General features: G+C 69.2%; 18 protein-coding genes and 2 pseudogenes. 6 read left to right on the forward strand and 14 right to left on the reverse strand.

Going from position 1 to position 26337, the window contains the following annotated elements:
* Positions 1-155 precede the first annotated feature (155 nt).
* The 4 genes from OH809_RS10865 to mmuM form a co-directional block, all read right to left on the reverse strand.
* A complete protein-coding gene (locus OH809_RS10865) occupies positions 156-1388 on the reverse strand; it encodes an arginine deiminase (protein ID WP_376663051.1) in 1233 nt (410 codons plus the stop codon).
* Between the two features lie 110 nt (positions 1389-1498).
* Positions 1499-4066: a polynucleotide kinase-phosphatase gene (locus OH809_RS10870; RefSeq protein WP_406515057.1), complete on the reverse strand. Its 2568-nt coding sequence runs from the start codon at positions 4064-4066 to the stop codon at positions 1499-1501.
* Positions 4063-5556, reverse strand: a complete 1494-nt coding sequence (locus OH809_RS10875) for a 3' terminal RNA ribose 2'-O-methyltransferase Hen1 (RefSeq protein ID WP_406422592.1) — start codon at positions 5554-5556, stop codon at positions 4063-4065. Before OH809_RS10875 ends, OH809_RS10870 begins: the two co-directional genes overlap by 4 nt.
* 250 nt (positions 5557-5806) lie before the next feature.
* Positions 5807-6745: a homocysteine S-methyltransferase gene (gene mmuM, locus OH809_RS10880; RefSeq protein WP_406422591.1), complete on the reverse strand. Its 939-nt coding sequence runs from the start codon at positions 6743-6745 to the stop codon at positions 5807-5809.
* Positions 6746-7057: 312 nt separating this feature from the next.
* Here mmuM and OH809_RS10885 point away from each other — a divergent pair, with 312 nt between their 5' ends.
* Positions 7058-7981, forward strand: a complete 924-nt coding sequence (locus OH809_RS10885) for an LLM class F420-dependent oxidoreductase (RefSeq protein ID WP_406422590.1) — start codon at positions 7058-7060, stop codon at positions 7979-7981.
* 187 nt (positions 7982-8168) lie between these two features.
* Here the strand turns inward: OH809_RS10885 and OH809_RS10890 are convergent, their stop codons facing one another.
* Together OH809_RS10890 and OH809_RS10895 are read right to left on the reverse strand one after the other, a co-directional pair.
* Positions 8169-8903, reverse strand: a complete 735-nt coding sequence (locus tag OH809_RS10890) for a hypothetical protein (RefSeq protein ID WP_406422589.1) — start codon at positions 8901-8903, stop codon at positions 8169-8171.
* 770 nt (positions 8904-9673) lie between these two features.
* A complete protein-coding gene (locus tag OH809_RS10895; RefSeq protein ID WP_406422588.1) occupies positions 9674-9985 on the reverse strand; it encodes a hypothetical protein in 312 nt (103 codons plus the stop codon).
* Between the two features lie 846 nt (positions 9986-10831).
* Between OH809_RS10895 and OH809_RS10900 the strand changes: the two genes are divergently transcribed.
* On the forward strand, positions 10832-11053 hold the full coding sequence (locus OH809_RS10900) for a hypothetical protein (protein WP_406422587.1): 222 nt from the start codon (positions 10832-10834) through the stop codon (positions 11051-11053).
* 153 nt (positions 11054-11206) lie between these two features.
* Here OH809_RS10900 and OH809_RS10905 read toward each other — a convergent pair.
* Positions 11207-11287: pseudogene (locus tag OH809_RS10905) on the reverse strand (GNAT family N-acetyltransferase); the annotation flags it as partial.
* A 132-nt stretch (positions 11288-11419) separates the two neighbouring features.
* Positions 11420-12313 carry an AraC family transcriptional regulator gene (locus tag OH809_RS10910; RefSeq protein ID WP_406515058.1) on the reverse strand — a complete coding sequence of 298 codons (894 nt, stop codon included), beginning with the start codon at positions 12311-12313 and terminating at the stop codon, positions 11420-11422.
* 67 nt (positions 12314-12380) lie between these two features.
* Between OH809_RS10910 and OH809_RS10915 the strand changes: the two genes are divergently transcribed.
* The 3 genes and pseudogenes from OH809_RS10915 to OH809_RS10925 form a co-directional block, all read left to right on the forward strand.
* Positions 12381-13172, forward strand: a complete 792-nt coding sequence (locus tag OH809_RS10915; RefSeq protein ID WP_406515059.1) for a phytanoyl-CoA dioxygenase family protein — start codon at positions 12381-12383, stop codon at positions 13170-13172.
* A gap of 487 nt (positions 13173-13659) precedes the next feature.
* Positions 13660-16527, forward strand: coding sequence for an alginate lyase family protein (locus OH809_RS10920; RefSeq protein WP_406515060.1), 2868 nt, complete (start codon positions 13660-13662; stop codon positions 16525-16527).
* A gap of 398 nt (positions 16528-16925) precedes the next feature.
* Positions 16926-17340: pseudogene (locus tag OH809_RS10925) on the forward strand (helix-turn-helix domain-containing protein); the annotation flags it as partial.
* 325 nt (positions 17341-17665) lie between these two features.
* Here the strand turns inward: OH809_RS10925 and OH809_RS10930 are convergent.
* Together OH809_RS10930 and OH809_RS10935 are read right to left on the reverse strand one after the other, a co-directional pair.
* Positions 17666-17965 carry a hypothetical protein gene (locus OH809_RS10930; protein ID WP_406422583.1) on the reverse strand — a complete coding sequence of 100 codons (300 nt, stop codon included), beginning with the start codon at positions 17963-17965 and terminating at the stop codon, positions 17666-17668.
* 559 nt (positions 17966-18524) lie between these two features.
* Positions 18525-22931, reverse strand: coding sequence for a S8 family serine peptidase (locus OH809_RS10935; protein ID WP_406515061.1), 4407 nt, complete (start codon positions 22929-22931; stop codon positions 18525-18527).
* Positions 22932-23063: 132 nt separating this feature from the next.
* On the opposite strand from OH809_RS10935, the gene OH809_RS10940 reads away from it, so the two are divergent.
* Positions 23064-23219 carry a hypothetical protein gene (locus OH809_RS10940; protein ID WP_406515062.1) on the forward strand — a complete coding sequence of 52 codons (156 nt, stop codon included), beginning with the start codon at positions 23064-23066 and terminating at the stop codon, positions 23217-23219.
* A gap of 335 nt (positions 23220-23554) precedes the next feature.
* Here the strand turns inward: OH809_RS10940 and OH809_RS10945 are convergent, their stop codons facing one another.
* The 4 genes from OH809_RS10945 to OH809_RS10960 all read right to left on the reverse strand — a co-directional run bounded on the left by OH809_RS10945 (position 23555) and on the right by OH809_RS10960 (position 26030).
* The gene (locus tag OH809_RS10945; protein ID WP_406515063.1) at positions 23555-23938 is read right to left on the reverse strand and encodes a hypothetical protein; all 384 of its coding nucleotides are present in this window, start codon (positions 23936-23938) and stop codon (positions 23555-23557) included.
* A 67-nt stretch (positions 23939-24005) separates the two neighbouring features.
* Positions 24006-24383 carry a hypothetical protein gene (locus tag OH809_RS10950; RefSeq protein ID WP_406515064.1) on the reverse strand — a complete coding sequence of 126 codons (378 nt, stop codon included), beginning with the start codon at positions 24381-24383 and terminating at the stop codon, positions 24006-24008.
* A complete protein-coding gene (locus OH809_RS10955) occupies positions 24380-24757 on the reverse strand; it encodes a hypothetical protein (protein WP_406515065.1) in 378 nt (125 codons plus the stop codon). The genes OH809_RS10950 and OH809_RS10955 overlap by 4 nt, the downstream gene beginning before the upstream one ends.
* 361 nt (positions 24758-25118) lie before the next feature.
* Positions 25119-26030, reverse strand: a complete 912-nt coding sequence (locus tag OH809_RS10960) for a hypothetical protein (RefSeq protein ID WP_406422577.1) — start codon at positions 26028-26030, stop codon at positions 25119-25121.
* Between the last annotated feature and the right edge of the window lie 307 nt (positions 26031-26337).

Here is a 26337-nt window from a genome sequence, read left to right on the forward strand (position 1 = left end):
GGTGGCTGCTCCTGGGTCGGGCGAGGGTCGCGCGTACAGTTCCCTGGAAGTCTATACGAGGCAGCGCATTGCTATACAGACCCCGCGCGGCCGTGCGGCCTCCGTGCTCCTGCGCGGTCCCGTGTTCCCCCGTTCGGTCGCGCGCTCCCCCGTGCCTACACCGCATCGCGGACCACCGGGCAGCTCATGCAGCGGGGACCGCCCCTGCCCCGGCCGAGTTCGCTGCCGCGGATCTCTATCACCTCGATGCCTTGCTTGCGCAGATACGTGTTGGTGGTGGCGTTGCGCTCGTACGCGACGACGACGCCCGGCTCGACGGCCAGCACATTGCAGCCGTCGTCCCACTGCTCGCGCTCGGCCGCGTGCACGTCCTGGGTGGCCGTGAGGACCCGGATCGAGTCCAGACCCAGCGCCGCCGCGATGGCCCGGTGCATGTGCTCGGGCGGATGGTCGGTGACCTTGAGCTCCCGCGGTCCGCTGCCGGGCTCGATGGTGTACGAGCGGAGCATGCCCAGCCCCGCGTACTGGGTGAACGTATCGCCGTCGACCATCGTCATCACCGTGTCGAGGTGCATGAACGCCCGCCTCTTGGGCATGTCGAGCGCCACGATCGTCCGGGCGGAACCGGCGTCGAACAGTCCGCGGGCCAGCATCTCCACCGCCTGCGGGGTGGTGCGCTCGCTCATCCCGATCAGGACGGCGCCCTGCCCGATGACCAGGACGTCGCCACCCTCGATGGTGGACGGATAGTCGTCCTGCCCCTCCGACCAGTGGTGGAAGGCTCCCGCCTCGGAGCCGGTGAAGAGGGGGTGATGGCGGTAGATCGCCTCGAAGTGGACGGTCTCGCGCTGCCGGGCGGGCCAGCGCATCGCGTTGATGGACACCCCGTCGTATATCCAGGCGGAGGTGTCCCGGGTGAAGAGGTGGTTGGGCAGCGGACCGAGCAGGAAATCGTCCAGGTCCATGACATGGAAGCGGACCGATGTCGGCTCGCTGTGCCGCTCCAGGAACTCCCGCTTCGTCATCCCGCCGACCAGCGCCTCGGCCAGCTCGGCGGTGGACAGCTCCTCGAAGGCGGCCCGCAGGTGTTCGGTGGCGAGCGGGCCGTACTCCTTCTCGTCGAAGACCCGGTCGAGGACGAGCCGCTTGGCCACCGGGATGTCCAGGGACTCGCGCAGCAGATCGCCGAAGAGGTGCACCTCCACCCCGCGGTCGCGCAGGACGTCGGCGAAGCCGTCGTGCTCCTGCCGGGCGCGGCGCACCCACAGCACGTCGTCGAAGAGGAGCGCGTCCTTGTTGCTGGGGGTGAGCCGCTTCAGTTCCAGATCGGGGCGGTGCAGGATGACGCGGCGCAGCCGCCCGGCCTCGGAGTCGACATGGAATCCCATGCCTCCATCCTCACCGCGCGGAGCGCCGTTCACCCGGCGAATCGCCACCGGATTCGCCACCGAATCCGCTGCCGGGTCCGGCATCGCATTCCGGCGCGATCCGGCTGCGGTCAGAGCCTCGGGTCGACGGGCTCCGACTCAAGGGCGAGCACCGCGAACACCGCCTCGTGGACCCGCCACAGCGGCTCGCCCTCGGCCAGCCGGTCCAGGGCCTCGAGACCGAGTGCGTACTCACGGAGCGCCAGCGACCGCTTGTGGCCCAGGAACCTGGAGCGCAGCCGCTCCAAATTTTCCGGACGCGTGTACTCGGGGCCGTAGATGATCCGCAGGTACTCCCGGCCGCGCACCTTGATGCCCGGCTGGACCAGCCTGCCCTTCTCGTCCCGCACGAGCGCGGCAAGGGGTTTGACGACCATGCCTTCGCCGCCGCGGCCGGTCATCTCCAGCCACCAGTCGATGCCGGCGCGGACCGATGCCTCGTCGGCGGTGTCGACGACGAGCCGCCGGGTGACCTGGAGCAGCCCCGTGGGGTCGTGCTCCACCAGCCGGTCGAGCCAGGCCAGCTGCTCGTCGTGCGATACGGCGGCCAGCGAACGGCCCTGCACGGCGAGGATCTGGAACGGGGCGATCCGCACCCCGTCCAGGCCCTCGGTGGACCAGCAGTAGCGCCGGTAGGCCTCGGTGAACGCCTCGGCGTCGGCCGTCCGGTCCTGCTGACGGGCGGCCAGGTCGGCGACGTCCACACCGCGGACCGCCGCTGCCGCGAGTGCCGCGTTGACCTCGGGGAGTACGGCACCGGACGCGGCGCCGACCGCCGCGTACTGGGAGCGCAGCAATCCGCCCGCCTTGAGGGACCAGGGCATCAGCTCGGCGTCGAGCAGCACCCAGTCGGTGTCCCACTCCTCCCAGAGTCCGGCGGCGGCGACGGCCGTGCGCAGTCTGCCGAGGACCGCCTCGGTCACGGCGGCGTCGTCGAGGAACGGCCGTCCGGTGCGGGTGTGCAGCGCCCCGGTCGGGCCATCGACGCCGAACCGCTCGCGGGCCGCGTCCGCGTCACGGCAGACCAGGGCCACCGCCCGCGAGCCCATGTGCTTCTCCTCGCACACGACCTGGGCGACCCCGTCGGCCCGGTACTGCGCGAAGGCCTCGGCGGGGTGCTCCAGGAAGCCCTCCTCGTGGGAGGTCGCGGTGGGTGCCATCGTCGGCGGGAGGTAGCCGAGCAGTCGCGGGTCGACGGCGAACCGGCTCATCACTTCGAGCGCCGCCGCGGCGTTCTCCTCGCGCACCGAGATGCGGCCCATGTGCCGGGTCTCCACGATCCGTCGGCCCTGCACATCGGCCAGGTCGAGCGGACGGCCCTCGCGGCCCCCGGGTGCCTCGGTGACGAGCGGTTTCGTGGGCTCGTACCAGACCTTCTCGGCCGGTACGTCGACGAGTTCGCGCTCCGGCCAGCGCAGCGCGGTCATCTTCCCGCCGAAGACCGCACCCGTGTCCAGGCAGAGGGTGTTGTTGACCCAGGAGGTGCTGGGCACGGGGGTGTGGCCGTAGACCACGGCGGCACGGCCGCGGTACTCCTCCGCCCACGGGTAGCGCACCGGCAGGCCGAACTCGTCGGTCTCGCCGGTGGTGTCCCCGTACAGAGCGTGCGAGCGGACCCGTCCGGAAGTGCGCCCGTGGTACTTCTCGGGCAGCCCGGCGTGGCAGACGACCAGCTTCCCTTCGTCCAGCACGTAGTGACTGACGAGCCCGTCGATGAACTCCCGTACCTGCTCGCGGAAGGCCGGGTCCCTGGCGTCCTCACGGTCCAGCTGCTCGATGGTCTCGGCGAGCCCATGGGTGTGCAGGACTCGGCGGCCCTTGAGGTAGCGGCCGAGCTTGTTCTCGTGGTTCCCCGGCACGCACAGGGCGTTGCCCGCCGCCACCATGGACATGACGCGGCGCAGCACACCGGGGCTGTCGGGGCCGCGGTCGACGAGGTCGCCGACGAAGACCGCCGTGCGCCCTTCGGGGTGCGCGCCGTCGACGTAACCGAGCTTGCCGAGCAAGGTCTCCAGCTCGGAGCTGCAGCCGTGGATGTCACCGATGATGTCGAACGGCCCGGTGAGATGACGCAGGTCGTTGAAGCGGCGCTCCAGCACCACGTCGGCGTGGTCGACCTCCTCCTCGGTGCGCAGGATGTGCACCTTGCGGAACCCCTCGCGCTCCAGGCCGCGCAGCGAACGGCGCAGCTCGCGGCGGTGGCGCTGGACGACGTGGCGGGGCATGCCGGCGCGGTCGGGGCGGGTGGCGTTGCGCGCCTGGCAGACCTCTTCGGGCAGGTCGAGGACGATCGCGATGGGCAGCACGTCGTGGGTCCGGGCCAGCTGCACCAGCTGCCTGCGGCTCTCGGCCTGGACGTTGGTGGCGTCGACGACGGTCAGCCGTCCCGCGGCGAGCCGCTTGCCCGCGATGTAGTGCAGGACGTCGAAGGCGTCACCGCTCGCGCTCTGGTCGTTCTCGTCGTCGGCGACGAGGCCGCGGCAGAAGTCCGAGGAGATGATCTCGGTGGGCTTGAAGTGCTTGCGCGCGAACGTGGACTTGCCGGAACCGCTGGCCCCGATGAGCACGACGAAGGAGAGGTCGGTCACCGGCAGCGTGCGGTGCACGTCGGTGCTCTTTTCGGTGTCGTTGTCGGTCATGCTGCCTTCGCCTCCTTCTTCTTCGTGTCGTCCTTCTTCGTGTCGTCCTCGGCGGTCTTCGTGAACACGGCCATCTGAGTCGGCGGCCCCACCTCGGGGTCATCGGGTCCCACCGGCACGAAGCCGACTCCGTATCCGTGCCGCTGCGCCACTTCCTGCGCCCAGCCCCGGAACTCGGCCCTGGTCCATTCGAAGCGGTGGTCGCCGTGGCGCACGTGCCCGGCGGGGAGGCTCTCCCAGCGGACGTTGTACTCCACGTTCGGCGTCGTCACGAGCACCGTCTGCGGCCGGGCCGAGCCGAACACCGCGTACTCCAGCGCGGGCAGCCTCGGCAGGTCGAGATGCTCGATGACCTCGCTGAGCACGGCCGCGTCATACCCGCCCAGCCGCTTGTCGGTGTACGTGAGCGAGCCCTGCCGCAGCGTGACGCGGCCGGCCTGGCGCTCGCCCATCCGGTCCAGCTTCAGCCGGCGCGAGGCGATGGTCAGGGCACGCATCGATACGTCGACGCCGACGATCTCCGTGAAGCGCACGTCCTTCAGCAGTGCCTGCACCAACTGCCCCTGTCCGCAGCCCAGGTCCAGCACCCGGCTCGCCCCGGCGGCCCGCAGTGCCTCCAGGATCGCTTCGCGTCGCTGCTCGGCGAGCGGCACCGGCTTCTCCTCGGTGTCCGTCGTCTCGTCCACGGCGTTGTCGACGGACTCCACCGCCAGGTCGTCCAGCTCGGCGAGCCGTACGAGTTCGAGCCGTTCCATCGCCTGCCGGGTCAGCCCCCAGCGCCGGGAGAGATAGCGGCTGGTGATCAGCTTCTGCTCCGGGTGGTCGGCCAGCCAGCCGTCACCGGCCCGCAGCAGCTTGTCCACCTCGTCGGGCGCGACCCAGTAGTGCTTGGCGTCGTCGAGCACCGGCAGCAGGATGTACAGCTGCCGCAGCGCGTCCGCGAGCCGCAACTCGCCCTCCAGCACCAGCCGTACGTACCGCGAGTCGCCCCACTCCGGGAACTGCTCGTCCAGCGGTACGGCCACCGCGTCCACGCTCGTCCAGCCGAGCGGACCGAAGAGCTTCGTCACGAGCTCCGCGCCACCGCGCGCCGGGAGCGCGGGCACCTCGATCCTGAGCGGCAGGGGCGCCGCCGCGCGCTCGGGCAGGGCCCGGCACACGCCGTTCAGAGCGGACTTGAAGACGGTGCTCATCGCGACGGAGAGCAGCGAGGACGCCGCGTACGGCCGGTCGTTGACGTACTGCGCGAGCGCCGCGTCGGGGGCGCCGCCGCGGCCCTTGCCCTTGCCCCGGCGCACGAGCGCCACGGGATCCACCTGCAGCAGCAGGGCAGCCGTGCAGCGCTCGGCGGATGCCTCGGGATAGAAGACATGCGCGGTGCCGTGGGAGGTGGAGAACGCCTGCGCCTTCTCGGGATGCTTGTGCAGCAGGAAACCGAGGTCGGTCGCGGGGCGCTCAGGGGTGCCGGTCGTACTGATGGTCAGGAACACACGTCCGAGTATGGTCTGGATCACCGCCCCCAACCAGGCATTTTCGTGGTCTGAGACCGACCGGCAATTGGGGGGTGGGTGAAGGAGCGGGGCTGGGTGCGTGCAGCTGCAAGGCGGAGGATTGAGGCATGGCGAATGGGGCCTCCCCTGCTCGAGCGAAGCCGAGAGCTCGGGGAACATGGTGATTGACGACAACGCGGCAGATGTGCGTGCCCAGCCCCGTGACACCGCCCCCCAATTGCCGGTCGGTCTAAGGTGTCCGGGGTTCTTCTCTCCCCGCCTCCGGCCCTGCCTCCAGCAGCCCGGCCAGTTCCGCGATCAGCCCGGGCCCGACCCGGCAGCAGCCGCCGACCAGCCGCGCACCGGCCTCCTGCCAGCCCCGCACCCGGCGAGGGTCGAACGTGGCGCCACCGGTCCACCCCCGGCCCTCGGCGTCCCACCGCTCCCCGCTGTTCGGGTAGACGACGACCGGTTTCCCGGTCACCTCGGCCGCCGTCACCACCGCCCGGTCCGCGTCCGCCGGATCGCAGCAGTTCACCCCCACGGCCACCACCCGGTCATGCCCGGCGGCGAGCCCGAACGCCGTCTCCAGCGGCTGCCCCGCCCGGGTCCGGTCCCCCGCCACGCTGTACGAGAGCCAGACCGACAGCCCGCACTCCTCGACCACCCGCAGCAGCGCCTCCGCCTCGTCGGTGTCCGGCACCGTCTCCAGCGCCAGCACATCCGGGCCGGCGGCGGCCAGCGCCTCGATCCGGGGCCGGTGGAAGCGCTCCAGCTCCCGGACCGAGAGACCGTACCGGCCGCGGTACTCGCTGCCGTCCGCGAGCATCGCCCCGTACGGGCCGACGGAGCCGGCGACCCAGACCTCCCGGTCCGCCGCCGCACCGGCCCGCCGGGCCAGCTCCACGCTGGAGGCGAAGAGCTCCGTCGCCCGGGCCCGGCCGATCCCCCGCCGCGCGAACCCCTCGTACGTCGCCTGGTAGCCGGAGGTGATGAGCACCTGCGCACCCGCCCGCACATACGCCCGGTGCGCGGCCTCGATCTGCCGTGGTTCGTCGACCAGCAACCGGGACGACCACAGTTCGTCGGACAGGTCGCAGCCCTGCGCCTCCAGTTGGTTGGAGAGACCGCCGTCGAGGAGGACGATTCCTTCGGCGAGCGCGGCGGCCAGCGGGCGGGCGGGTTGCACAGCTGCTCACTTCCATCTGGTCGACCACCTGCACAGGTGCGTGCATCGGTCGCGGCGATACGGTCCTCGTCGGCCGGGGACCGCAGGAGGCCCGGATCCTACGACAGCCGGACGCGATCGCCACCAGGACGTTCTGCATGTCGGTGACGAGGAGCGCGGAGGCGTGTGTACGACCCACGGTAGCGGTCCTCGTCCGGACAGCGAGGCGATCGCGGAGAAGCGGCCTGAGTACCGTGCCCTCCGCACGCCGTGACGCGTGTGCGACAGCGGTTCAAGGCGAGTCCGTGAGTACACCACGGGCATGATGGATGCATGGATCTTCGTGTCTTCACAGAACCGCAGCAAGGGGCGACCTACGAGACGCTGCTCCGCGTCGCCAGGGCAGCCGAGGAACTCAACTACGGAGCTTTCTTCCGCTCGGATCACTATCTGCACATGGGGGCCGTGGACGGCCTCCCAGGACCTACTGACGCCTGGATCACGCTTGCCGGTCTCGCGCGCGAGACAACGCGGATCCGCCTCGGGACCCTCATGACCGCCGGAACCTTCCGCCTCCCCGGTGTCCTCGCGATCCAGGTTGCGCAGGTCGACCAGATGTCCGGCGGACGGGTGGAGCTGGGTCTCGGCTCCGGCTGGTACGCGGAAGAGCATGCGGCCTACGGCATCCCGTTTCCCAAGGAGAAGTTCGGACGCCTGGAGGAGCAGCTCGCGGTCGTCACCGGGCTGTGGAACACGCCCGTCGGCGAGCGATTCGACTTCGACGGGACGTACTACCAGCTTTCGGACTCCCCCGCGCTGCCCAAGCCGGTCCAGGGCAGGGTGCCGGTCCTGATCGGCGGTCACGGAGCCAGGAGGACACCCGCTCTTGCCGCTCAGTACGCCGCCGAGTTCAACATTCCGTTTGCGTCCCTTGCCGACACGGAGCAGCAGTTCAAGCGCGTGCGTGCGGCAGCTGAAGCCCGCGGGCGCAGGGCGGACGACCTCGTCTACTCCAACGCCCTCGTCGCCTGTGTCGGCAAGACCGACGCAGAGGTGAAGCGCCGGGCGGAAGCCATCGGCCGCGACGTCGACGAGCTGAAGGCCAACGGTCTTGCCGGGTCTCCCGCGGAGGTCGTCGAGCGCATCTCGGCGTTCCGGGCCGTCGGCTCACAGCGGATGTACCTGCAGATGCTGGACCTTGACGACCTGGACCACTTGGAACTGATCGCGTCCGACGTGATGCCGCAACTCTCGTAACGAGCCACGGCCGGAAGTCGTGGGGGCCTGTCGATCGACGCGGTCGGCCGACGCAGTCGTTGCCTCAACCTGCAGATGAGTGCGCCGGTCGACCTGTGACGGGCGGTATTCGGCCGCGGGGGCAGTCCGCTGCTCGCGCTGCCCCCGGCCCGGAATCCGGCGGCCCGTCCGCGGCCGCCCCGACCCGTCAACTCACTCCTGGGGGAAGGGCGATGCTGCCGCCGAACACTCCACGGTTCTCCTCGCTCACGTCCTGGGTGTACGTGATGTTCTGCCCGCCGTTCGGAATCAGGAAGGCGAACCGGAACGCGTGGGCTTCCACCTTCCCCGTCCTGGCATCCAGCGTCAGCGTCTCGGTCAGCCGGGACAGGGTGACCTGAGACTTGTCCACCGCCACGCCGGCCCCTCGGAGCTGGGCGAGGACGGGCTCCACCTCCCGTACGGCGGACTTCACATAGGCACGGTCCTGCACCTCGGGCACCTTGCGCGGCGAGGCCACCCGCACCTGGAGTCGCACCTTGCCGTGACCGTCCGCCTTGGTGAGGGTGACGCCCCCCTGCTTCAGGTAGGTCCGGAACGTCTGGACGGCGGCGACGGGATCCTCGACCTTGTTCGCGATTACCGGATCAGTGAGGGCCCCATGCTTCCAGGCGCCTGCGTCGCCCTCCTTCACGTACCCCGTACCGCCGACGACGAAGACCTCTTCGGGCTTGCGCTGCCCTTTACTGCTGATGATGACCCCATGCGACTGGAGCGCCTCGGGATCAGTGGTGCGCCGCACGGTGGCCGTATAGGACGCATTGCTGGGCTGCTGCCCTTGCAGGGTGAGCCCTTCCTTCCCGCGCACGGCGAAGGTCCATCCGTGCTGCGCCGCCATGACCTTCTGGGCGAGGTCGAGAAAGTCGCCGGGGGTCTCGGGCAAGGCGGGCGCCTTCTCCGATGCAGCCGCGGATGCGGATGCCGCTGCCGACTTCGCCGCGGCCGGCTGCACATCATCCCCGCCCACGGCGGAGCAGCCAATGGCCGCAGAACAAAGGGGCGCAACCACCCCGACAAGCCCGACCCGCCTCTTCATCTACGTGCCCCTCCTCCGGCCCCCGCCTGACGTGGGGCAACGAGGCGCGGACTGTATAACAAGGCGCGCCACTTGGTCGAGGCAGCGGACAATCCGCCCAGTCATGCACATTCTTCGTCACCGCAATCGAATTCCCCCCCACCCTCGAACGCCAACGGGACGACGCGGCAGCCAAGGGACAGGTCGCCCGCGAGCAGATCCTCGCTACGGCGCCGTGCTGTGGATGACGCGGGGCTGCACGCCGCGCGAACGGGCGCTGGCCTTCGCAGCGATGCACCGGTCGCGCCGGGGCCGTCGCCGGAGGAGGTGAGCAAAATCCGTAGGGGCCAGGGGAAGCCTTGGCCCCCTCGGGCTCAGGCGGCGACGTAGTGGCGGCGGCCGTGGTCAGGCGGTGAGCACTTCCTCGGTGATCCCGGCGAGACGGGTCGCGGCGTTCCTGTCGAACAGGACGGACCCTCGGAGGCGAGGGTGAGGCTGGCGCGAAGGAAGGTGCGCGGTCGGCGGCCAGCCGCAGTGCCCCGGCCGCGCAGGCCGAGGACGCCGGCGCCGATGGTTACGCCATGGTGCTGCACCTCCTCGTTTCCGCCATGCCTGGACGAGCGACGTGTCCGCCGTCCTCACGGCGCCGGCGAGGACGAGCAGCAGCTGCTGCTGCCCAGCGCGGTTGAACTGCTCCCGCAGGGCAGGTTCACGGAAGAGGCCGGCAGCCAGCTGTCGGGCCCCGGCTGCGAGTTCACCCTGCCGAGGTAGTCGGCCAGGGAAGCCCGGTGAACAGAACGTGCCCGTTCCAGCAGCGCGCCGTCCACCTTCCCGTCCATGGTGGAGCGCAGCGCGGCGTCGAGGGCCTCGACCTGGGTCGCGACCATCTCTGCGGTCATCGGCGTCTGCGCGGGCCCGAGCGCGCGCACGAGCCCGCTGGCGGCGAACACCGTGTCCGGCGTGCCAAGCGCGTGTGCCGCGCCACCGCCCGGCTCACCCCCCGGCCGTGTCCTGCTCGCGCAGCGCGCGCCACCGCAGGCGTCGGCCGCTCAGGTGATCGTCGGCTTCTCACGCCGACCGGCCTCATCCACGTCTGACGTGCGGTGCGGGATCAGCACCATGGCTCGTCCGTCACCTGCCCGGGCGCCGAGCCCGTCCCGTTCTCACCATGAGCCCACCCGGCACTGACAGCACCACGGCTTCGTCGGCCTCTTGCCCGGCGATCCACCAACCGACGGCCTGGATACGCTCCGGCCCCTGCACACCGCGCAGCGTTCGGGGCAACTGAAAGGGCGGCCGAGAGCGGACGGCCGTGAGGGGCGACGCTGCGCAGGATGGGAGGGAGGGATGGCGCGGTCTGATGCATCCCTTGCACCCGTTTGCGTCCCGTTCTGCGAGGCGTCCCCGCTCCCGCCCGGCTTTGAGGAGGCCGGGCGGGACACGATTCAGCCCGCTCCCCATCTTTCTGGCACGGGAGCGGACGCTTCCGGATGGAAGGCCGGCACCAAGGTGTCCTTGCTCCATTGACGGGGCTCGCCGTGGGGATTGCAAGAAGACCAGGGAACTTCACCCTTGGCGCTTGATGGCATGCCGAACGGGCGTGCTGGAGCAGCCCCTGCCCGCCTGCCGGGCCCCACCACGCAACCTAATGTTCCGTGATTCCTTGATCACATGGCGTAGCGGTGGCGTGCCGGTACATCCTGCCCTCTCCCAACAGCGGCGTGGCACCCGCTCGTTGCGGAACCGGCCTTTTCACGTGGTCTCCGGATGGCTGCGGCATGACACAAAGGAGTGTGATGGACACCAGGAAGATGGCGATCGCCGTGGTGGCCACGGTGGTGGTGTTCGGGTGGAGCGCGGCGATGGCCGCAATGGGGCACGCAGCCGTCCTCGCCCCGCTGGCCCCCGTCCTGGGGCTGACGGTGCAGCAGGTCGTACGGGTACTCCACCCGCGGACCGTACCGGCCTCGGGGCGCCGCGTGGCGCCGGTACCTGACGCAGAGGACGGCGCCTTGTGACGACTCCCTTCGAACCGCAGGCATCCGCCTTCGAACCGGTGCCCAAGTAGCCGCCAGTACGGCCCGGCCGCAAGCTCGGCCCCGTCGCCCTGGACGTTTCCAGCTCGCACCGGGCCTGGCTGGAGCCGGTGCGCGAGTGATCAGCCCGTAGCCCTGGCGGGCGAGGTAGCGCTCGGCTTCGGCGATCAGCGCGCGGGCGACTCCTTGGCCGCGGTGGAGGGGGTCGACCGCGATGGGGCTTGTTGGGCTGGGTGGTGTCGTTCGGGGTGTGCCGGGGTGGTGTCGTCTCCTCTGTTTTGAGCGGGATCGAGGTGCGTGTTTGCGTCGTCATTCGTTGTGCGTGGGGTGAGTTCGGGCAGGTGCTCGTCATCGGGCAGGTGGCTGCGCAGCCGGTCTGATCCGTGAGGGAGAGGTTCCGTGGTACCTGCGGAACACCGTCGCGAAGTACTGCGAGGACGAGAAGCCCAGCGCGTGCGCGACCTCGGTGACCGTGGCCTGCGGATCGGTGGCGAGCCGCTCGAGGGCCCGCTCGAGCTTGCGTCGCAGTACGTAGTCCTTGGGCGTGGTCCAGGTGGCCTGGCGGAAGACCTCGTAGAAGCGGCTGGGTGACAGGCCCGCCGCGGCGGACAGGCCGGCGGCGTCCAGTGGCTCTGTCAGGTGGGCTTCGATCCATTCCAGGATCGGCGCAAGGCCGTCCTGGGGTGCTGGCTGCGCCGAGGTGTGTCGCTGCGCGCGGGCCCGCGCCAGGCCGAGCACCGCCGCACTGACCATGTGTTGCAGCTGTCCGCCCGTGATCCAGTCGTCGTGCTCCTGGTCGATCCCCAACGCCCTGTCCAGGTCGGCGACGACGGCCGTCGGCATCTCCCACACGTCCGAGGGACCGGCGGCAAATAGGGCGATCGCCTTGCTCAGGGCGTCCTTCGGCCGCTTGCCGACGGCCTTGAGGATCAGCCAGAACAGCTCGCCGCGGGGCTGGATGTCCCGGCCGGTGGAGTAGGTGCACCCGGGCGGCAGGCAGATGACCTGTCCTGGTGATACGGCTCGGGGCCGGCCGTCGACCTCGAAGGCGACCGGGCCCCGCCGGGGAGCGGCCAGGACGACCAGTGACGCGTGTCGGAACGGCGGCAGCGGCTCGTTCGCATGGAGATACCGGTAGCGCCCGAGCGCCATCAACGGGGCCAGGCCTCGCCCGGCCAGATCCAGCACGACCCGCTCGGGCGTCACGGCCAGATCGATCCGATCGCTGGTGATCGCCGCCATGGACGAGAATGTACGGTGGAGAAAGGCGCACGCCAATAGCCATCCCCCGCCCCTAGCGTCGCGAGGTATGACGAGCACCCCCACCACGCGCCGCCAGGACTTCGACGCGGCAGGATTCCTGAACGTCGGGCCGCTGCTGACACCGAACGAGGTTGCGGCCTACCAATCGATCTACGACCGGTTCCTCGACGGCAGCATCCACGCCGGCGACAAGCGTTCCGACCTCGGGGCCGGCGCCGGCATCAAGCCAGCCACCGCCCGGGAGAACATCACCCAGATCATGTGGCCCTCGGCGCTGCACCCCGAGCTGCTGGATCTTCCGTTGCATGCCCGCGCGCTGGCGGTGGCGCGCGAGCTCGTCGGCGAGGACATGGTGTTGGACTTCGACATGCTCATCGACAAAGCCCCGCACACCGGCGTGCCGACGCCCTGGCACCAGGACGCCGGCTACTGGGTCGACCTGCCGGACAAACGTGCGGTCTCGATCTGGGTCGCTCTCGACGAGGCGACCTTGGACAACGGCTGCATGTGGTATGTGTACGGCTCACACTTGACGCCACTGCGTCCGCACTGGCCGGCCAGCAGCGGCAAAGGGGCGATCGAGTGTGCATGCTCCGAGGACGAACCCGGTGCCACCTACGTGCCGCTTGCGCCGGGCCAGGCAGCCGCCCACGCCGGCCACACCCTGCACTACTCACGCGGCAACACCACCGACAGCCACCGCCGCGCCTACATCCTCAACTACCGCTCGCAAGCCATGATCCAACTCGAACGCGAGCAAGGTATGGATCACGGCCTCACCAACAACGAACGGCTCGTCCGCAACCGAGCTGTCTCGCGTCAAGATGTGGCTCAATGATCTTGCTTTGAAAGTTGGGGATGCAGAGCCGGATTGTTGTAGACCTCGATCGCTCCAACGAGAACTGCGGCGGACGGCTCATCAGACTCTCCTTCGGGTCAGGCACTCAGCTAACCCCTGAGCCACAAAGTCTGACGCGCGACACGGGCAGCCCTTTCCTCTGAACCGCTCCGGGTGGGCCCATGGGCAGCCCGTGGGTAGACCGGAGCTGGGACCGGGGACAGGCGTTCGCTCTGGTGCTGATGCGCGGGAAGCCGACTATTTCCGGGGCTGCGAGGAGACCTCGGACGGGCCGGAGAACACCGAGAGCCATCGTGACTGAGCGTTTCGGCGCCGGCCCGTCTCCCCTTTGAGAGCGTGTCGCTGCCCTCCGGAAGTCTTCCTCATCAGTCTCCGCCGCCCCCTTGACCCGGCCGCAACTGGTGTAGACCATCGACCGGCAGCGGACGCAACCGCTTTCTATCGCCAGACGAAAGGAACGACCCCCATGGACCAGCGACACCCCCTCCTTGCCCGCAGACGAGTCTTGGGCACCATGGCCGGCGCCACCGCCGCTGGCCTGCTGCCCCTGGGGTCCATCGCCCGCGCGGCCGAGACGCAAGCCACGTCGAACGGTTCCGCCGAGGACGCCGGCTTCTTCGGCATATGGGACGGGAGCACCTGGACCACCCAGCCACGCCTGGACTACACCGCGGCCGCCTCGCTGAAGCCCGTCGAAGACGCCGCCAGAGCCGGGGACTACGCCGCCGCCGGTGAGGCCCTCCGCGAGCACTTCCGATCCCGCACCGCGAAGGCGCCCCTGCCGTTCCTCTACAACGGCATCTTTCGCCCGGGCCAGATACCCCTGTTCATCGACCACATCTGGACCCTCGGCACCGGCGAGATCTACCAGGACGTTGTCACCGTCACGGGCGCCGCGTCCACCGTCTCCGCCGATGTGACAGAGGCGCTCACCCGGGCCGCGGAAGGCAAGGCATCCGAGGTGATGTTCTTCCTGATGGCCCGCGACAAGGAGCCCTCGACCGCGGTCTTCGCGAGCCGCGACGCGGGCGCGGGCGCCCCGGTGCTGGAGGTTACAAAGGCGGACGGGAGCACCGTCGCCTTCCCCGCGACCGCCGACACGTACATCAAGGCCGGCGACGACGCGACCCGCAACTTCGGCTCCGACAGCGAGCTGCAGGTCCGCGACGAGGGCGTGGGCGCCTTCACCGCCGAGACCCGCAAGGCGTACCTGGCCTTCCGTATCGAGGGTGTGACCCAGGCTCCGAGGTCGGCGCGCCTCAAGCTCACCGGCCGTAACGCCACCGCCGCCGCCAAGCGGGTCATCGTCTTCCAGACCCTCGAAGCCTTCAACCAAACCACCCGCACCTGGGCCAACACCGTCCAGAACACCTTCTCCTGGCAGGGCGACCCGGGCGGCTTCGACTGGAAGAGGCCCGCCGGCGCCGACCCCGAGTACGGCTACCAGCTGCCCCGGCTGTACTTCGCCGGCCCGATGGCCGACGCCTACCGCGAGAGCGGCGACGAGACGATCGCCGCCGGACTGACGAGCCTGATCACCGACTTCATCCGCGACGCCGACGGCTACAACACCACGTACGGCGCCGGCTCCTTCCCGCGCAGCCTCGACACCGGCAACCGCATCGTCAACTGGGTATACGCCTACGAGTCCCTGCGCACCAGCCCGTCCCTCACTGCCGCCGACAACACCGCGATGCTGCGCACGATCGAGAAGTCCGGCCGCTATCTGGCCGTGGCCTCGGGCCCCAACCCCAACTGGATCCAGTTCCAGAAGCAGGCGCTGACGGCGATCGCCGTGCACTTCCCCGAGTTCCGGGGCAGCGCCGAGTGGCTGGAGAACGCCCGGACGTACCTCTCCGCGCAGTTCCGCACGGCGTTGTATCCCGACGGGGGTTACGTCGAGTCCACCGACGGCTACGCCTGGGGTGTCGTCGACACCTTCGGCGGGCTGACCAAGTACCTCCAGGACAACGGCTACGAGCTCGGCGGCAAGGCCGAGCTGGACCGGCTCGTGCGCTTCCTCGCCGACCAGAACCTGCCCGGCGGCTTCAGCCCCGCCTACGGCGACAGCGGCACCTTCGACCGCCGCCCTGCGCTGCTGCAGTACGGCGAACTGCTCGGCGACGCCACGCTGACGTACATCGGCTCCGACGGCGCCCGCGGCACGGCCCCCGACCACACCTCGGTCCTCTATCCGGACACCCGCGTCGCCGTCCAGCGCAGCGGCTGGCGGCCGGACGCGGCGTATCTGCGGATCAACGCCGATCGCGGCCCGCACTCCCACCCTGACGATCTGGCCGTCACCATCTGGGCCGAGGGCAACCGGCTGCTGCCCGACATGGGCGCCTTCACGTACTCCAACGACCCGCGGAGCAACTGGCTGCGCTTCACCACCGAGTCGCACAGCACAGTTGAGGTCGACGCCACCGCACAGAAGGTCGGCGCGGCCGCCTCCATCGACATCTTCGCCACCAACGGCGCCTTCGACCTCACCCGTGCCTGGACCGACGGCAACTTTGCCGCCCGGCACACCCGCACAGTGCTGTTCGTACGGCCCGGCCTGTGGATCGTCTCCGACCATCTCAGGCCGTCCGACACCGCGAACCACGTCTACCGGCAGAACTGGCAGCTGCTACCCGAGGCCCGGCCGACGCTGGAGGACGGCAGCCGGGCGACCGTCACCGACTTCGCCGAGGGCGGCAATCTGCGCCTCGTCCCCGCCCACCCCTCATCGCTCCGGGCAGAGGTCCGTAACGGCTACTGCTCGCCGGTGTTCTACAGCGTCACGGACAGCAAGTACGTGACCTACACGCGCGAGGGCTCCGGCCCGGCCACCTTCGACGCGCTGCTGCTGCCCGTTCCCGCCGGCCAGCAGTCCACCGCCACGGTCGAGGACCTCGCCGTGGCGGGGGCGGCGGCCGGTGAGGCCTCGGCGATGGCCATCACGTTCAGCACGGAGCGCACGGCCACCTACGCCGTGGCGCACACCGCGCCGCGGTCGCCGATCGCCTTCGGCGTCTACACCTTCGACGGCACGGTGGCCTACGCGGAGGCGGACTCGCAGCGGCGGACGTGGCTGCTGTACGGCGGGTGCAGGCTCGCCACGAAGGACGCCGTGCTCGTCGACTCCCCGGTGGCGCTGAAGGACTTCGCGGTCCGCCTCGACCCGGCGCGCAGGACGGTCGCCATCGACGGCACGGGGCTCGTCCCCAGCACGGACGCCGACAAGGCCGTCAGGATCCACGCGCCCTGGGCGGCATCGGTGACGCTCAACGGCGAGGCGGTCTCGTTCACCGTCAAGTCGAGCAAGCTGCTCGCCGCCGCGGCGGGCTGACCCGGCTCGCGCGGCCCGCCGCGGGCGACGTCTGCCGCGCCCCGGCGGGCCCCTGGCCGCCGGGGCGATGCTGCAGTGCGCCCGAGACGTAGGACGGCGAGAACCTGAACACGCACCACCGCGGGCCCTTCGGGCGTGACCGGCGCCATCCGCCACGCCCTGACGCTCAACCTGCGCCACCACGGCCAGCAATTCGGCGCGGACAATCTGCGCTGGTCTGACCTCTACGTGGACGTGATCACGGCACTGAATTGGGTTCACTCCGTGGACCCTGCGCTTGCCGATAACCTCATCCGCCCTGGTCGGAGCTGGTGTGCGGGGTGTACGGGATGTCGAGCGCGGTTGGTCGAGTCTGCGCCGTCGCGCGGCTATCGATCAACGCGGCATGATGACCAACCGTGCTGCTGCGACTGGCCTACTTGGGCATGGCGAACGCGTTCGCCATGCTGCGCCTGCTACCGATGAGCGATCGGGACAAGGACGTGGAGATCCTCGCCCTGCGCCACCAAACTGTCGGTGCTGGAGCGCCAACTCGGTAAGGAGAAGGTGCGGTTCAGCCCGAGCGACCGGGCGTTCCTGGCGGCGCTGCTGCACCGGCTGCCGCGGGACGTGCTGCGCAGGCTGCGGCTGCTGGTCCGGCCGGACACGGTGCTACGTTGGCACCGCGACCTGGTCGCCCGCCGCCACGCCGCCGAGTCCAAGCCGAAGCGCCCGGGTCGGCCCCGCACCGTGCGCTCCATCCGCGCCCTGGTGCTGCGCCTGGCACGGGAAAATCCCACGTGGGGCTACCGGCGCCTCCACGGCGAGCTGCTGGGGACCAGATCACTGGCGCTGTCGGCCGGCCCACCACAGCCTGAACACAGGCCCGGACCGCGGGCCCACCATGCCCCGACACGCCGTCAGACACTTACACATCCAACAACGTGACAGCGCCGTTCGTCGAGTTCCAGGTACCACTGCTCGGCAACACGCGTGGTGATCACGTGGGGAAGCTGCCCCACACGCTGTCACTACCTGCGGCGCTGTCGCACGATCGAGGGGCGGCCTGCCGAAGGCCACCCCTGACCACTCCGCGACCCGCCACATTCCAGCCGCTCAGCGAAACCTGCAGGTCAGAAAGCAAAATCCTGCTGGAGTATTAGGCGACGCCCCAGGCGGTGGTGATGAGATCTGTGAGCCCGGAGTCGTCGTACACCCTGATGCGGATGTCGGCCCCTTCGTTCACGTTGCCGAGGCTGTAGGCCGAGTAGTCCACCACGTTGCTGGTGCCCGGCGGGGTGTAGACGTTCCAGCCGGTGAGCCCGTTGCCGTCGTGGTTGTCGACGGCAACGTGGACGTAGTAGGCATCTCCGTCGTTCCTGGTGTCGTACACCCAGAGTTTCTCGCCGTAGGGGTGGAACTCGACCTTGCCGATGTACCAGCCGGAGGCGTCGCGCATTTCGATCTTGGTGGCGTAACCCCCGGCGTCGTACTGGAAGTACGTCCCGTCGAACGGGTCGCTGAGTGAACACGGGCAGGTGTCCGTGTCGCGGTGGCTGATCGAAGCCGATGGGTTGGGCGAGTACGCCTGGGCCGGTGCGGCGCGGGCTGTGCTGTGGGGGCATCAGGCGACGGCCGGACGCTGGGCGGCGAGGCGGGTGAGGTGGGCCTCGCGCAGTTCCTCCCACGGCGTGCACTGCTCGGGGGCGGGCAGGCCGTGGGTGGCGATGTCCTCCAGGACGGCGGCGAACCGGTCCGCGTCGGCCCGGGTCTTGGCCGCGTACGCGCGTACCGTGTTGGCCTTACAAGTGCGCGCAAGGCAAGATCATGCGTGTCACGCTCCGCCCGCGAATCCCGCCTGGAGGGGCCTGGGGCTGCTGGACTGTCTGGTGTTCAGCCGGCACCGATTCCCGGGTGTTGCTTGGCTGGCACGCGCGGGACCGGGGCTGGCTTTGAACGCCTTCGTCCCGTCGAGCCACCGGCTGCGGTGGCTCGACGGGACGAGGTGGCGCCGGGGCCTAGTTGCCCAGACCTGCCGGGATCCTAAGCATCACCGAGCTGGACGGGGCGGCGTTCGGGCCGCCCTCGCCGTAGACCATCAGCTGGTGGTGATCGTTGATGTCGAAGCTGTAGGTCGGCGTGAATCGATCACCGGCAGAGAGCGGCACCATGCCGGACAGATCCCAGAGCCGTCCCTGCGGGTCCCACATCGCCGACACCGCGACGTCCGGGAAAAGTTCGACGGTTCCGAGGATCCACCCGTCGTCGGTGACTTTCTCGCCGGTCGCGTTGTATCCGTAGTCGGCAAGGCGCTGCATTCCGCCGTCCTTGGTCCACACGAACGCGTCGTCACCGCTGGTCCCCGCGACAGTCCCGGAGGCGTTCACATCGTTCGCCTGGGCCGAATACTGTCCCGGAAGCGTGCCGAGATCCTGAACAACACCTGACGTCGCATCCCAGGTGACCGCGTGCGGCACATGGCCATCGGTGCGCGAGGCACCGACGATCATTCCGGCATCGTTGATGGCGCGCGACTGGGTTCCCGTCAGATCCGAGGACAGGTGGGCCAGCTTGCTGAACGTCCCGTCCGGCGTCCGCACGAACCCGTCACTGTAGCTGTGGTTCTTGCCGTCGGACTCCTTGACGACTGCTTCGGAGAATCCGGTGACCACCCCCTTGTTGTTCACGGCGGTCGCATAGCCGCTGGAATAGGGCCGCCAATCCGGGACGCCGAGCACGGTGAGCGAACCATCCTTGGCCCATTGGGCGGGAAGATAATGCAATGCACTGTCCGTCGCGATACCGACGGCGATCTGGCCGTCATTCAGGTCCAGAGCCGATCCGTACTTGCCCCCGGCAAGATCCAGGTTGGTGAACCCGTCGGCGGCCGTCCAGACGGTCGGCGTCATCCTGGAGTTGTACTGGCGATCCCCCGCGACTACGCCGCTCTCATTGAGAGCCGCGCCGACGAATGGCGGGGCCCACGCGACCAGATCGAGTTTGGGGACATCGACAGTGGCGATCGTGACGTCCGCCGCCCCGATGATCGTGCCGTACTCGTTGGCCACTCGGACCCGGCCGACCATGGGATCCTTGGTCAACTGCCGAGCGCTGACGATCATTGCCCCGCCGACCGGCATCGACTGGCCCGTGGCAACCGTGTACTTCCCGTCGGATTTCGGCGTGATCGTGCCGAGGCCCTTCGAGTACATCTCTTGGTGGTAGTCGAACGTGACGTTGTCTCCGGGCACGGCGACTCCCGCGACCACGATGAAGTACGTACCCGGCTGTGGATCATCGATGATGATGTGCTCGGGCGAGTCCCCGGTCGTGGTGCTCTGGCCTATCGGCCTGCCGTTGAAATACACATAGAAGTCCAGATCGGCAGCGTCTCTGGGCGTCAGCGTCACGTCGAGCCGGGTCGTCTGACGCGGAACATAGAGCATGTTGGACGTGATTTCGCCTTGCGAGACCGTCGAGAACAAATTGCGGACATCGCCGATCTCACCAGTTGCGACGTGGGCGATCGCGGGGCCAAAGGTGTTCGTCCCCGTCGAGCCGACCTTCGTCGGCGAGTTCATCGTCACCTTGTCGACTGTGACGGTCCCCGGATCGAACGACATGCCCTGCAGCGAAACCGTCGCTGTGTACGGGTTCTGTTCGACCGGAGACGTCCTGCGAGACTCGATCACGAACTCCCAGATGCCGGGTTTGGGTCGGTACACCGGTCGTGCGGTGGCGTTGCACTTCGCCGGGTCGGTGTAGTTGGTGTAGCAGTGGTAACTGGCGTTGGAGTCCGCGGGCATGCCGTCGGGGTCGATGGGCAATGCCCGGACCTGACTGCCGTCGGCGAGCCCGCCCAGGGTCAGCTGCAGTGCTTCGACGCCCTCGGGAACGGGCACCAGCAGCGAGGTGGTTCCGGTTCGGCCGAGCGTGCCGGAACTGGTGACCGCGTAGTCGGGTTTGGCCAGCGGCTTGGTCGCCAGCACGGTGACGGCGACGAACTGGTCGATGCCACCCGTCGCCGGGTCATCAATGGTCAGGATCGCGCTGTGCACGCCGGAGGTCGTCGCGGTCGCGGTGACCGTGATATCGGCCGCTTTTCCGAGCTGCAGGGGCGTTGCCGTGCGGGCGCTGAACGTGCCGTCGTTGCCGATCCAACCGATCCGGTGCACGACGCTCCCGGCGGCACCGCTGGTCCGGGTGACGCTGACCTTGTAGGTCTTCTGCGCACCGGTCACCTGGCCGCCTTCCGTCGGCAGACAACGGTTGTAGATACCGACGCCGGTGTTCGGAGTCGCAAGCAGGCCGGACAGCGAACTGCAAACGGGAGCCGACACAGTGAGCTCATTGGTGTTGATGCCGGCGCTGAGCTGCTTCCAGGCCGCGACGGTGTCGATGATGCCGGCGCCCTGCGCGACGGTTGGGAGGCCGGGGATCGGGTCGGCGGTGCCGGTCAGGGCGGTCTTCAGCGCCGCCGAGCTGACCGTCAGCGAACTGGCCTTGGCGGCCGACAGCAGCAGCGCCGCCGCTCCGGTGACCTGCGGGGCCGCCATGGAGGTGCCGTTGGCCATGCCGTACCCGGCCGGCAGCGAATACCCGGCCTCGGGGACGGCTTCACCGGACAGCCACATCGGGATCGAGGAGATGGCGGCGCCGGGCGCGGACACCTGCGGCGCCAGCGCCCCGTTCTCAGCGGGGCCGCGGGAGGAGAAGCCGAAGATGCCCTGCTTGGTGGCGACCTTCGACCCGTAGCCGGCCCACCAGGTGTCGGAGCTGACGGACGCGGAGACCGAGATGGCCTTGCCCGCCACGGACGGCGAGCTGACGGTGTTGGTGCCGAGGCCGTCGTTGCCGGCGGCGATGATGATCTGGACGCCGTAGTGGCCTATCAGCTTGTCGTAGAGCGCGGCGATCACGTCGGAGCCGTCGTTCAATGCGGGAAGCCCACCGATGGACAGGTTGACGACGTCGACATGGCGATTGGCGACCAGGTCGATCATGCCCTCGGTCAGTGCCGCCTGGGTGCAGCCACCGCCCCAAGTGCAGGCGCGGGCGGACACGATCTGCGCGCCCGGTGCGGCACCGTGCATCTGGCCGCCGAACATCGACGTGCCGGCGGTGATCCCCGCCACATGGGTGCCGTGCGAGGCGACCGGCAACCCGATGGACACGTAGTTCGCGGTCTTGCCGACGTTGCTGCCGCCGAGCGGGGAGAGATCGACGTTGTCGCGGTACTCGAGGACGAACGGTATGCGCTCGTTCTGCGGTGTTGCGGGGTCGTCGCTCCCGAAGTGGCCGACCTGGCGGTCGACCGCGAACGGGGCCATCGGTGTCTCGTCGGTGAGGTTCTGGTCGTTGTTGCCGTCGACCCAGATCCTGTGTGTGGTCGGGTCGTACAGAACCCCGTAGAAGTCCCGGGTGTCGCCGTCCCGGTTGAGGTCGCCCTCGAAGTCGCTCCCGGCCGTCGCACTCTCGTAGAACACGCCGAATTGGAACGTGCCCTCCGGGATCGTCCAGGTCTTGCCCAGGTAGCTGAACGTCGGACCCGTCTTGGTGGTGGACATCCGCACCCAGCTGCCGTCGCGGTCGGTGACCGGATCGGTCTCGGTTACCCAATCGACAATCTTGGGCTTGCCGTCGCTGGTCGTCTGTAGCGCGGGATGCTCGACGTCGACGCCGGTGTCCAGCACGCCGACGACCGTGCCGCGCCCGTCCCAGGCCGGGTTGTCCTTGACGAAGGCCTCGGCGCCGGTCTCGCTGATCGGTAGGTACGGGTTGTCGGCGGGCGTGTTCACGCCGGGCGCGGTCGGCCCCGCGGCCTTCGTTGCCGCCGTCTTCGCACCCGCGGCGCCCAGATCCGGGCCCGGGATCTTGTACGTCCGGTTCAGGTCGATCGCCGCGACCGACCGAAGGCCGGCCAAGGTGGTTACGCTGTCGGTCGGGACGGTCGCCCGGACGTAGCCGACCTTTCCGGTCACCGACCCGACGGTCCCGCCGGCCTTCTCCACCGCGGCGACGACGTCTTCGGTCGCGCCCTTCCGGGCCAGCATCAACACCGTGACAGACTTCTTCTTCGACGCCTGCGCCTGCTGCAGCAGCCTGGTGTCGGCGTTGCCCAGCTTCTCGGCCGCAGTATCCGATAGCGAATCGTCGGTCAGCGGCTGGAACCCGTCGGTCTTCCCCGCCCTGTAGATCGAATCCGGGTTGTCGCGCCCGGCCCGGTCGTCGAGCCCAGCAACGGGCGACCGACCCGGCCCCTGCGGCCCGTCGGGATCAGCGGGTTCGACCTTGCTCGCGCCAGCACTCTCGGAGCCAGTCGGGCTGGTCGGGTTGGCGGCTGCGGCCGCAGGCGCAATCAGCGCCGCGGCGATCAACACGGCCGACGCCGCGGCAATCACACCTGTTCGTCTTTCTCGTTTCATCGTGCTCCTAACCAAGGAGTGAAACATCACCGTGCGGCCAAGCCCGCAGATACGAGAACACCTGAGCCGCCTGGCCAATCTCGCAGTTGGGTCCGGACAGGATCAACGGACCGAGTGGGGCGGATGTGGGCCATGGCGGAATGCCGCCACACTCGGCGCAAACCCACCGTTCGCTGTACAGACCCCTACCAGCGGTGGTCCAACTGCCAGGAGCGCTGGACCCACGTCGGCAACTACACCGGCGTCGGAAGCATGAACTACACGTCCTCAAAGAAGCTCTACCGCTGAACCCTTCGGCAGCAGCCTCTCCCGGCCCGCACACGCGTCCCGCACGGCACATCGCTCCGTGCGGGACGCCACCGGCTCCCAGGTATGCCTCGCCCGCAGCAGGGTGACAAGCTTCCTGGACGCCGGATATGTGAGGTTTATCCGGACTCCAGAGCGGACGGCCCGCGCAGAAGCCGCAATCCGCTACATGACGGTTGGTCGTTTCCAGGATGTCCGCCCCGGTTCCTGTCGAAGCGTCACGCCGTAATACCTCCTAAAACCGGGGCTCCGGGAAGCTGTCCTATTTCCGTCCCCGTCGTGGTCTGGCCGTGCCCGTGAGGCAGGCACAGGTGTAGTCAGCCCCAGTCGCCGTTGATCCACGCGAGCAGGCGGGCGCGCTTCTTGTAGGAGCAAGGAGCGTAGACAGCGCCGGACGTGACGTACGTTTCGGACCCGCCCCGCAGGTCGTACCCGTAGTCGCTGGGGCCGTATTCGCCGTCGCGGTAGCCGTCCATGTCGTCGGCCCAGTCGAGGAGACCGAAGTCGAGGTTGAGGTTCTCGAGGTACCGGTTGGGGTCGGCCGGTTCTACCGGTGTGGGACGACCGTCCGCCCCGGCGGTGAGCCGGTCTTCGAGGCAGCCGTCGGAGCGCACGGGCTGGCCCAGCCACCACCCGGCCAGGAACACGGCGTACAGAGTGGTGGCGGCGCCGAGGCGGCGCAGGGTTATCCAGGCAGGCATCCGGGGAGTGTCGCACGACACGAGGTCGGCGCCCGCGTCGGCGGACACACCAGGCCACACTGCCTCTCTACCGCCAGTGGCCCTCGAACCATGCTCGAATGCGGGGGCGTTCGCTCGTGTCGTTGGTGCAGGCGACGGCGTAGGTGGTGAGCGTCTGGGACAGCCTGTCGTCGGCGCCCCCATGCGGGTTGGAGGCCGGGTCCGGCGTCGGGTCGAGCGGGAGGGGGGACTTCGAGTCGTACCGTGACGGGTACGCCGTCGGCGTCGGAGTGGGTGTGGAGGATGGTTCGGGTTCGTACTCCTCGGCGATCCGGTCGAGGGCGGCCTGGTCGACGTGGCATTCGGGGGTGACGGGCTGACCCAGGTACCAGCCCGCAACGAACACGCCGTAGATCGCGGCGGCGGCGCCGAGGCGGCGCGGGGTGACCCAGCGGGGGGTGTTCACCGGCGGCCCCGTTCCAGAACACGGGCGGCGTCCCGTAGCGCCTGGACAGCGGCTTCGGCGTCCTTGGCCCGGCTGTCACGGATGAACTGGCAGGCGGTCGAGAGTGACTCCTCCCGCATGGCGGCCTCATTCCCCATGGTCGCGGAGTAGCCGGTGCACACGCCGGGCAACGGGTCCCCGGTCATGGACTGGTTCCCGGTGCCGTGGCGGGGGCCGACCGAGTGCTCGACGACGATGTTGTCCGCGTCCGCGCCGCCGCTCTGGTCGGCGGCGAGGGTGAACCCGGCGCCGAACGCGGCGGCGGTGAAGGCCGCCCCGATTCCGAGGGCGGCGCGGAGGCTGACCCGGCGAATGTCGGGCGGTGTTGTGCTCATGCCGAAGGACCCTACCCGCAGGTGTAGAGCTATCTGCCGGTATGTGTGTCCCTCGACATGCGGCCGGCGCGGGTGTCGCGGGGAACAGGCCGCGCGGGGCTGAACGGCAGGCGTTCGCGCTGAGCACGATTACGGAGGCGATGGCAGGCGCGGGCCGAGTCGAGGAACCCGCCACCGTCACACCATCCACTGACACGAAAGCGAGAGAGCGCACCTGACGCACTGACATCACGATGCCGAACCACCACCGACAAAAACCCGCAGATCATCAGGCGGGTCCCGTGGAACTCCTGTCCGTGGGTGAGGAGTCGGTGGTCTCGCCAGCAGCAACGCTGCACCAAGCGCGGCTTCACCAGCCCGGTCAGGCCCATACCCGGTGTTCGTCCGTGAAGTACGGCCACGGTTGCGAGCCGACTGTGCCTTTGCGTAGCAGTTGGTCCATGCCCCTCGCCCAGGTCTGCAGGTCAGTCAGTTCCAGCAGAATCCGCTCGAGTTCCGCCCTGCCCACCAGGGCGCGGCGTCCGTGCCCCCGGATCGCTACGGCGGGTTGCTCCGGCTTTAGGTCGGCTCCGTCCGGCAGGACCCAGTGAGCGTCCAGGCCGGCCTTGCGGAGTTCTTCGATGAAGTTGTCGGACGAGAGCGTCACGGTGAAGACCAGGACGTCGGCGATGAGGCCGGCACACTGCGCGGGCTGGAGCGGGTAGATGCCCCACGGCGGGGCGAGAGTGTTGCGTGCTGCGCTGTCTCCGCTGCTGAAGCAGATGCGCTCTCCGCTCAGCCGGGTGCGGCGCAGCAGCGTGGCGTACGCCGAGTGGAACTGGCGGGTTGCTTCCTGCAGTCCCCACCTGTTGCCTGCCGCTGCGATGTCCAGGGCGAGCAGGCCGCGCTGCCCGGGCACGCACATCGTCTTCAGTCCCTCGCAGTGGGCTCGGGCGAATGCGTCGTTGAGGGCGGACAGATGGGTGGCGTACGGCACGCCTGTTTCGACGAGGCGGGCCCCTTCGGGCCCGGGCAGAGGACCGCCCGTGTGCAGGGCTTCGGCCGCCATCCGGGTCCGCGTGAGCTGGGTGCTCTCACGCCGCTTGGGGTTCGTCTTCAGCTCGTACAGGTAGATGTCTTGTTCGCCGTCCGCGTGCCGGTCGTGGAACACGGTCACGTCGCCGATGCGCAGGCAGTCGGTGAGGTCGTGCAGCAGCGCAAAGTGCCGGTGCTCGCTCCATTGCTCCTCCGCGAACCGGATCTCGTGGAGGGTGCCTTCCTTGCTCAGCGTCATCGGTCCCGGCGATCGCATCGAGCCGGTCAGCGGCCAAATCGGTCAGCAAGGGAGGCACAAGGACATTCTCTCGACGGAGGGAACCTCTCCTCCAGTGAATTCAGCAAGGGCGCCCGAACCGGGGGTGATGGGCGCGCAGCACGGGGAAGACCCCGGCCGCCCGCGCCGCGTCCGTCACAGAAACGGGCTCAGCGGGCGCGCCGTCGCGGGTGGGTGCAAGCGGCCCCGCAGCGCGGTGGCCGAGATGGGCGCGGATACCGAGCTGTACGCGGAGGCGGGCTGACGGGGCACCAGTGCGTTACGGATC

Source organism: Streptomyces sp. NBC_00873, from assembly GCF_045207415.1.
Classification (GTDB): Bacteria; Actinomycetota; Actinomycetes; order Streptomycetales; family Streptomycetaceae; genus Streptomyces.

Excerpts from the sequence above, each read along its gene's own strand:
- OH809_RS10960 (WP_406422577.1), bottom strand. The coding sequence starts at position 26,030 with ATGACGCTGAGCAAGGAAGGCACCCTCCACGAGATCCGGTTCGCGGAG.
- OH809_RS10940 (WP_406515062.1), top strand. The coding sequence starts at position 23,064 with ATGGCGGAATGCCGCCACACTCGGCGCAAACCCACCGTTCGCTGTACA.
- OH809_RS10955 (WP_406515065.1), bottom strand. The coding sequence starts at position 24,757 with ATGAGCACAACACCGCCCGACATTCGCCGGGTCAGCCTCCGCGCCGCC.
- OH809_RS10870 (WP_406515057.1), bottom strand. The coding sequence starts at position 4,066 with ATGACCGACAACGACACCGAAAAGAGCACCGACGTGCACCGCACGCTG.
- OH809_RS10865 (WP_376663051.1), bottom strand. The coding sequence starts at position 1,388 with ATGGGATTCCATGTCGACTCCGAGGCCGGGCGGCTGCGCCGCGTCATC.
- OH809_RS10885 (WP_406422590.1), top strand. The coding sequence starts at position 7,058 with ATGGATCTTCGTGTCTTCACAGAACCGCAGCAAGGGGCGACCTACGAG.
- OH809_RS10920 (WP_406515060.1), top strand. The coding sequence starts at position 13,660 with ATGGACCAGCGACACCCCCTCCTTGCCCGCAGACGAGTCTTGGGCACC.
- OH809_RS10945 (WP_406515063.1), bottom strand. The coding sequence starts at position 23,938 with ATGCCTGCCTGGATAACCCTGCGCCGCCTCGGCGCCGCCACCACTCTG.
- OH809_RS10935 (WP_406515061.1), bottom strand. The coding sequence starts at position 22,931 with ATGAAACGAGAAAGACGAACAGGTGTGATTGCCGCGGCGTCGGCCGTG.
- OH809_RS10930 (WP_406422583.1), bottom strand. The coding sequence starts at position 17,965 with ATGCGCGACGCCTCCGGCTGGTACATCGGCAAGGTCGAGTTCCACCCC.
- OH809_RS10910 (WP_406515058.1), bottom strand. The coding sequence starts at position 12,313 with ATGGCGGCGATCACCAGCGATCGGATCGATCTGGCCGTGACGCCCGAG.
- OH809_RS10915 (WP_406515059.1), top strand. The coding sequence starts at position 12,381 with ATGACGAGCACCCCCACCACGCGCCGCCAGGACTTCGACGCGGCAGGA.
- OH809_RS10900 (WP_406422587.1), top strand. The coding sequence starts at position 10,832 with ATGGACACCAGGAAGATGGCGATCGCCGTGGTGGCCACGGTGGTGGTG.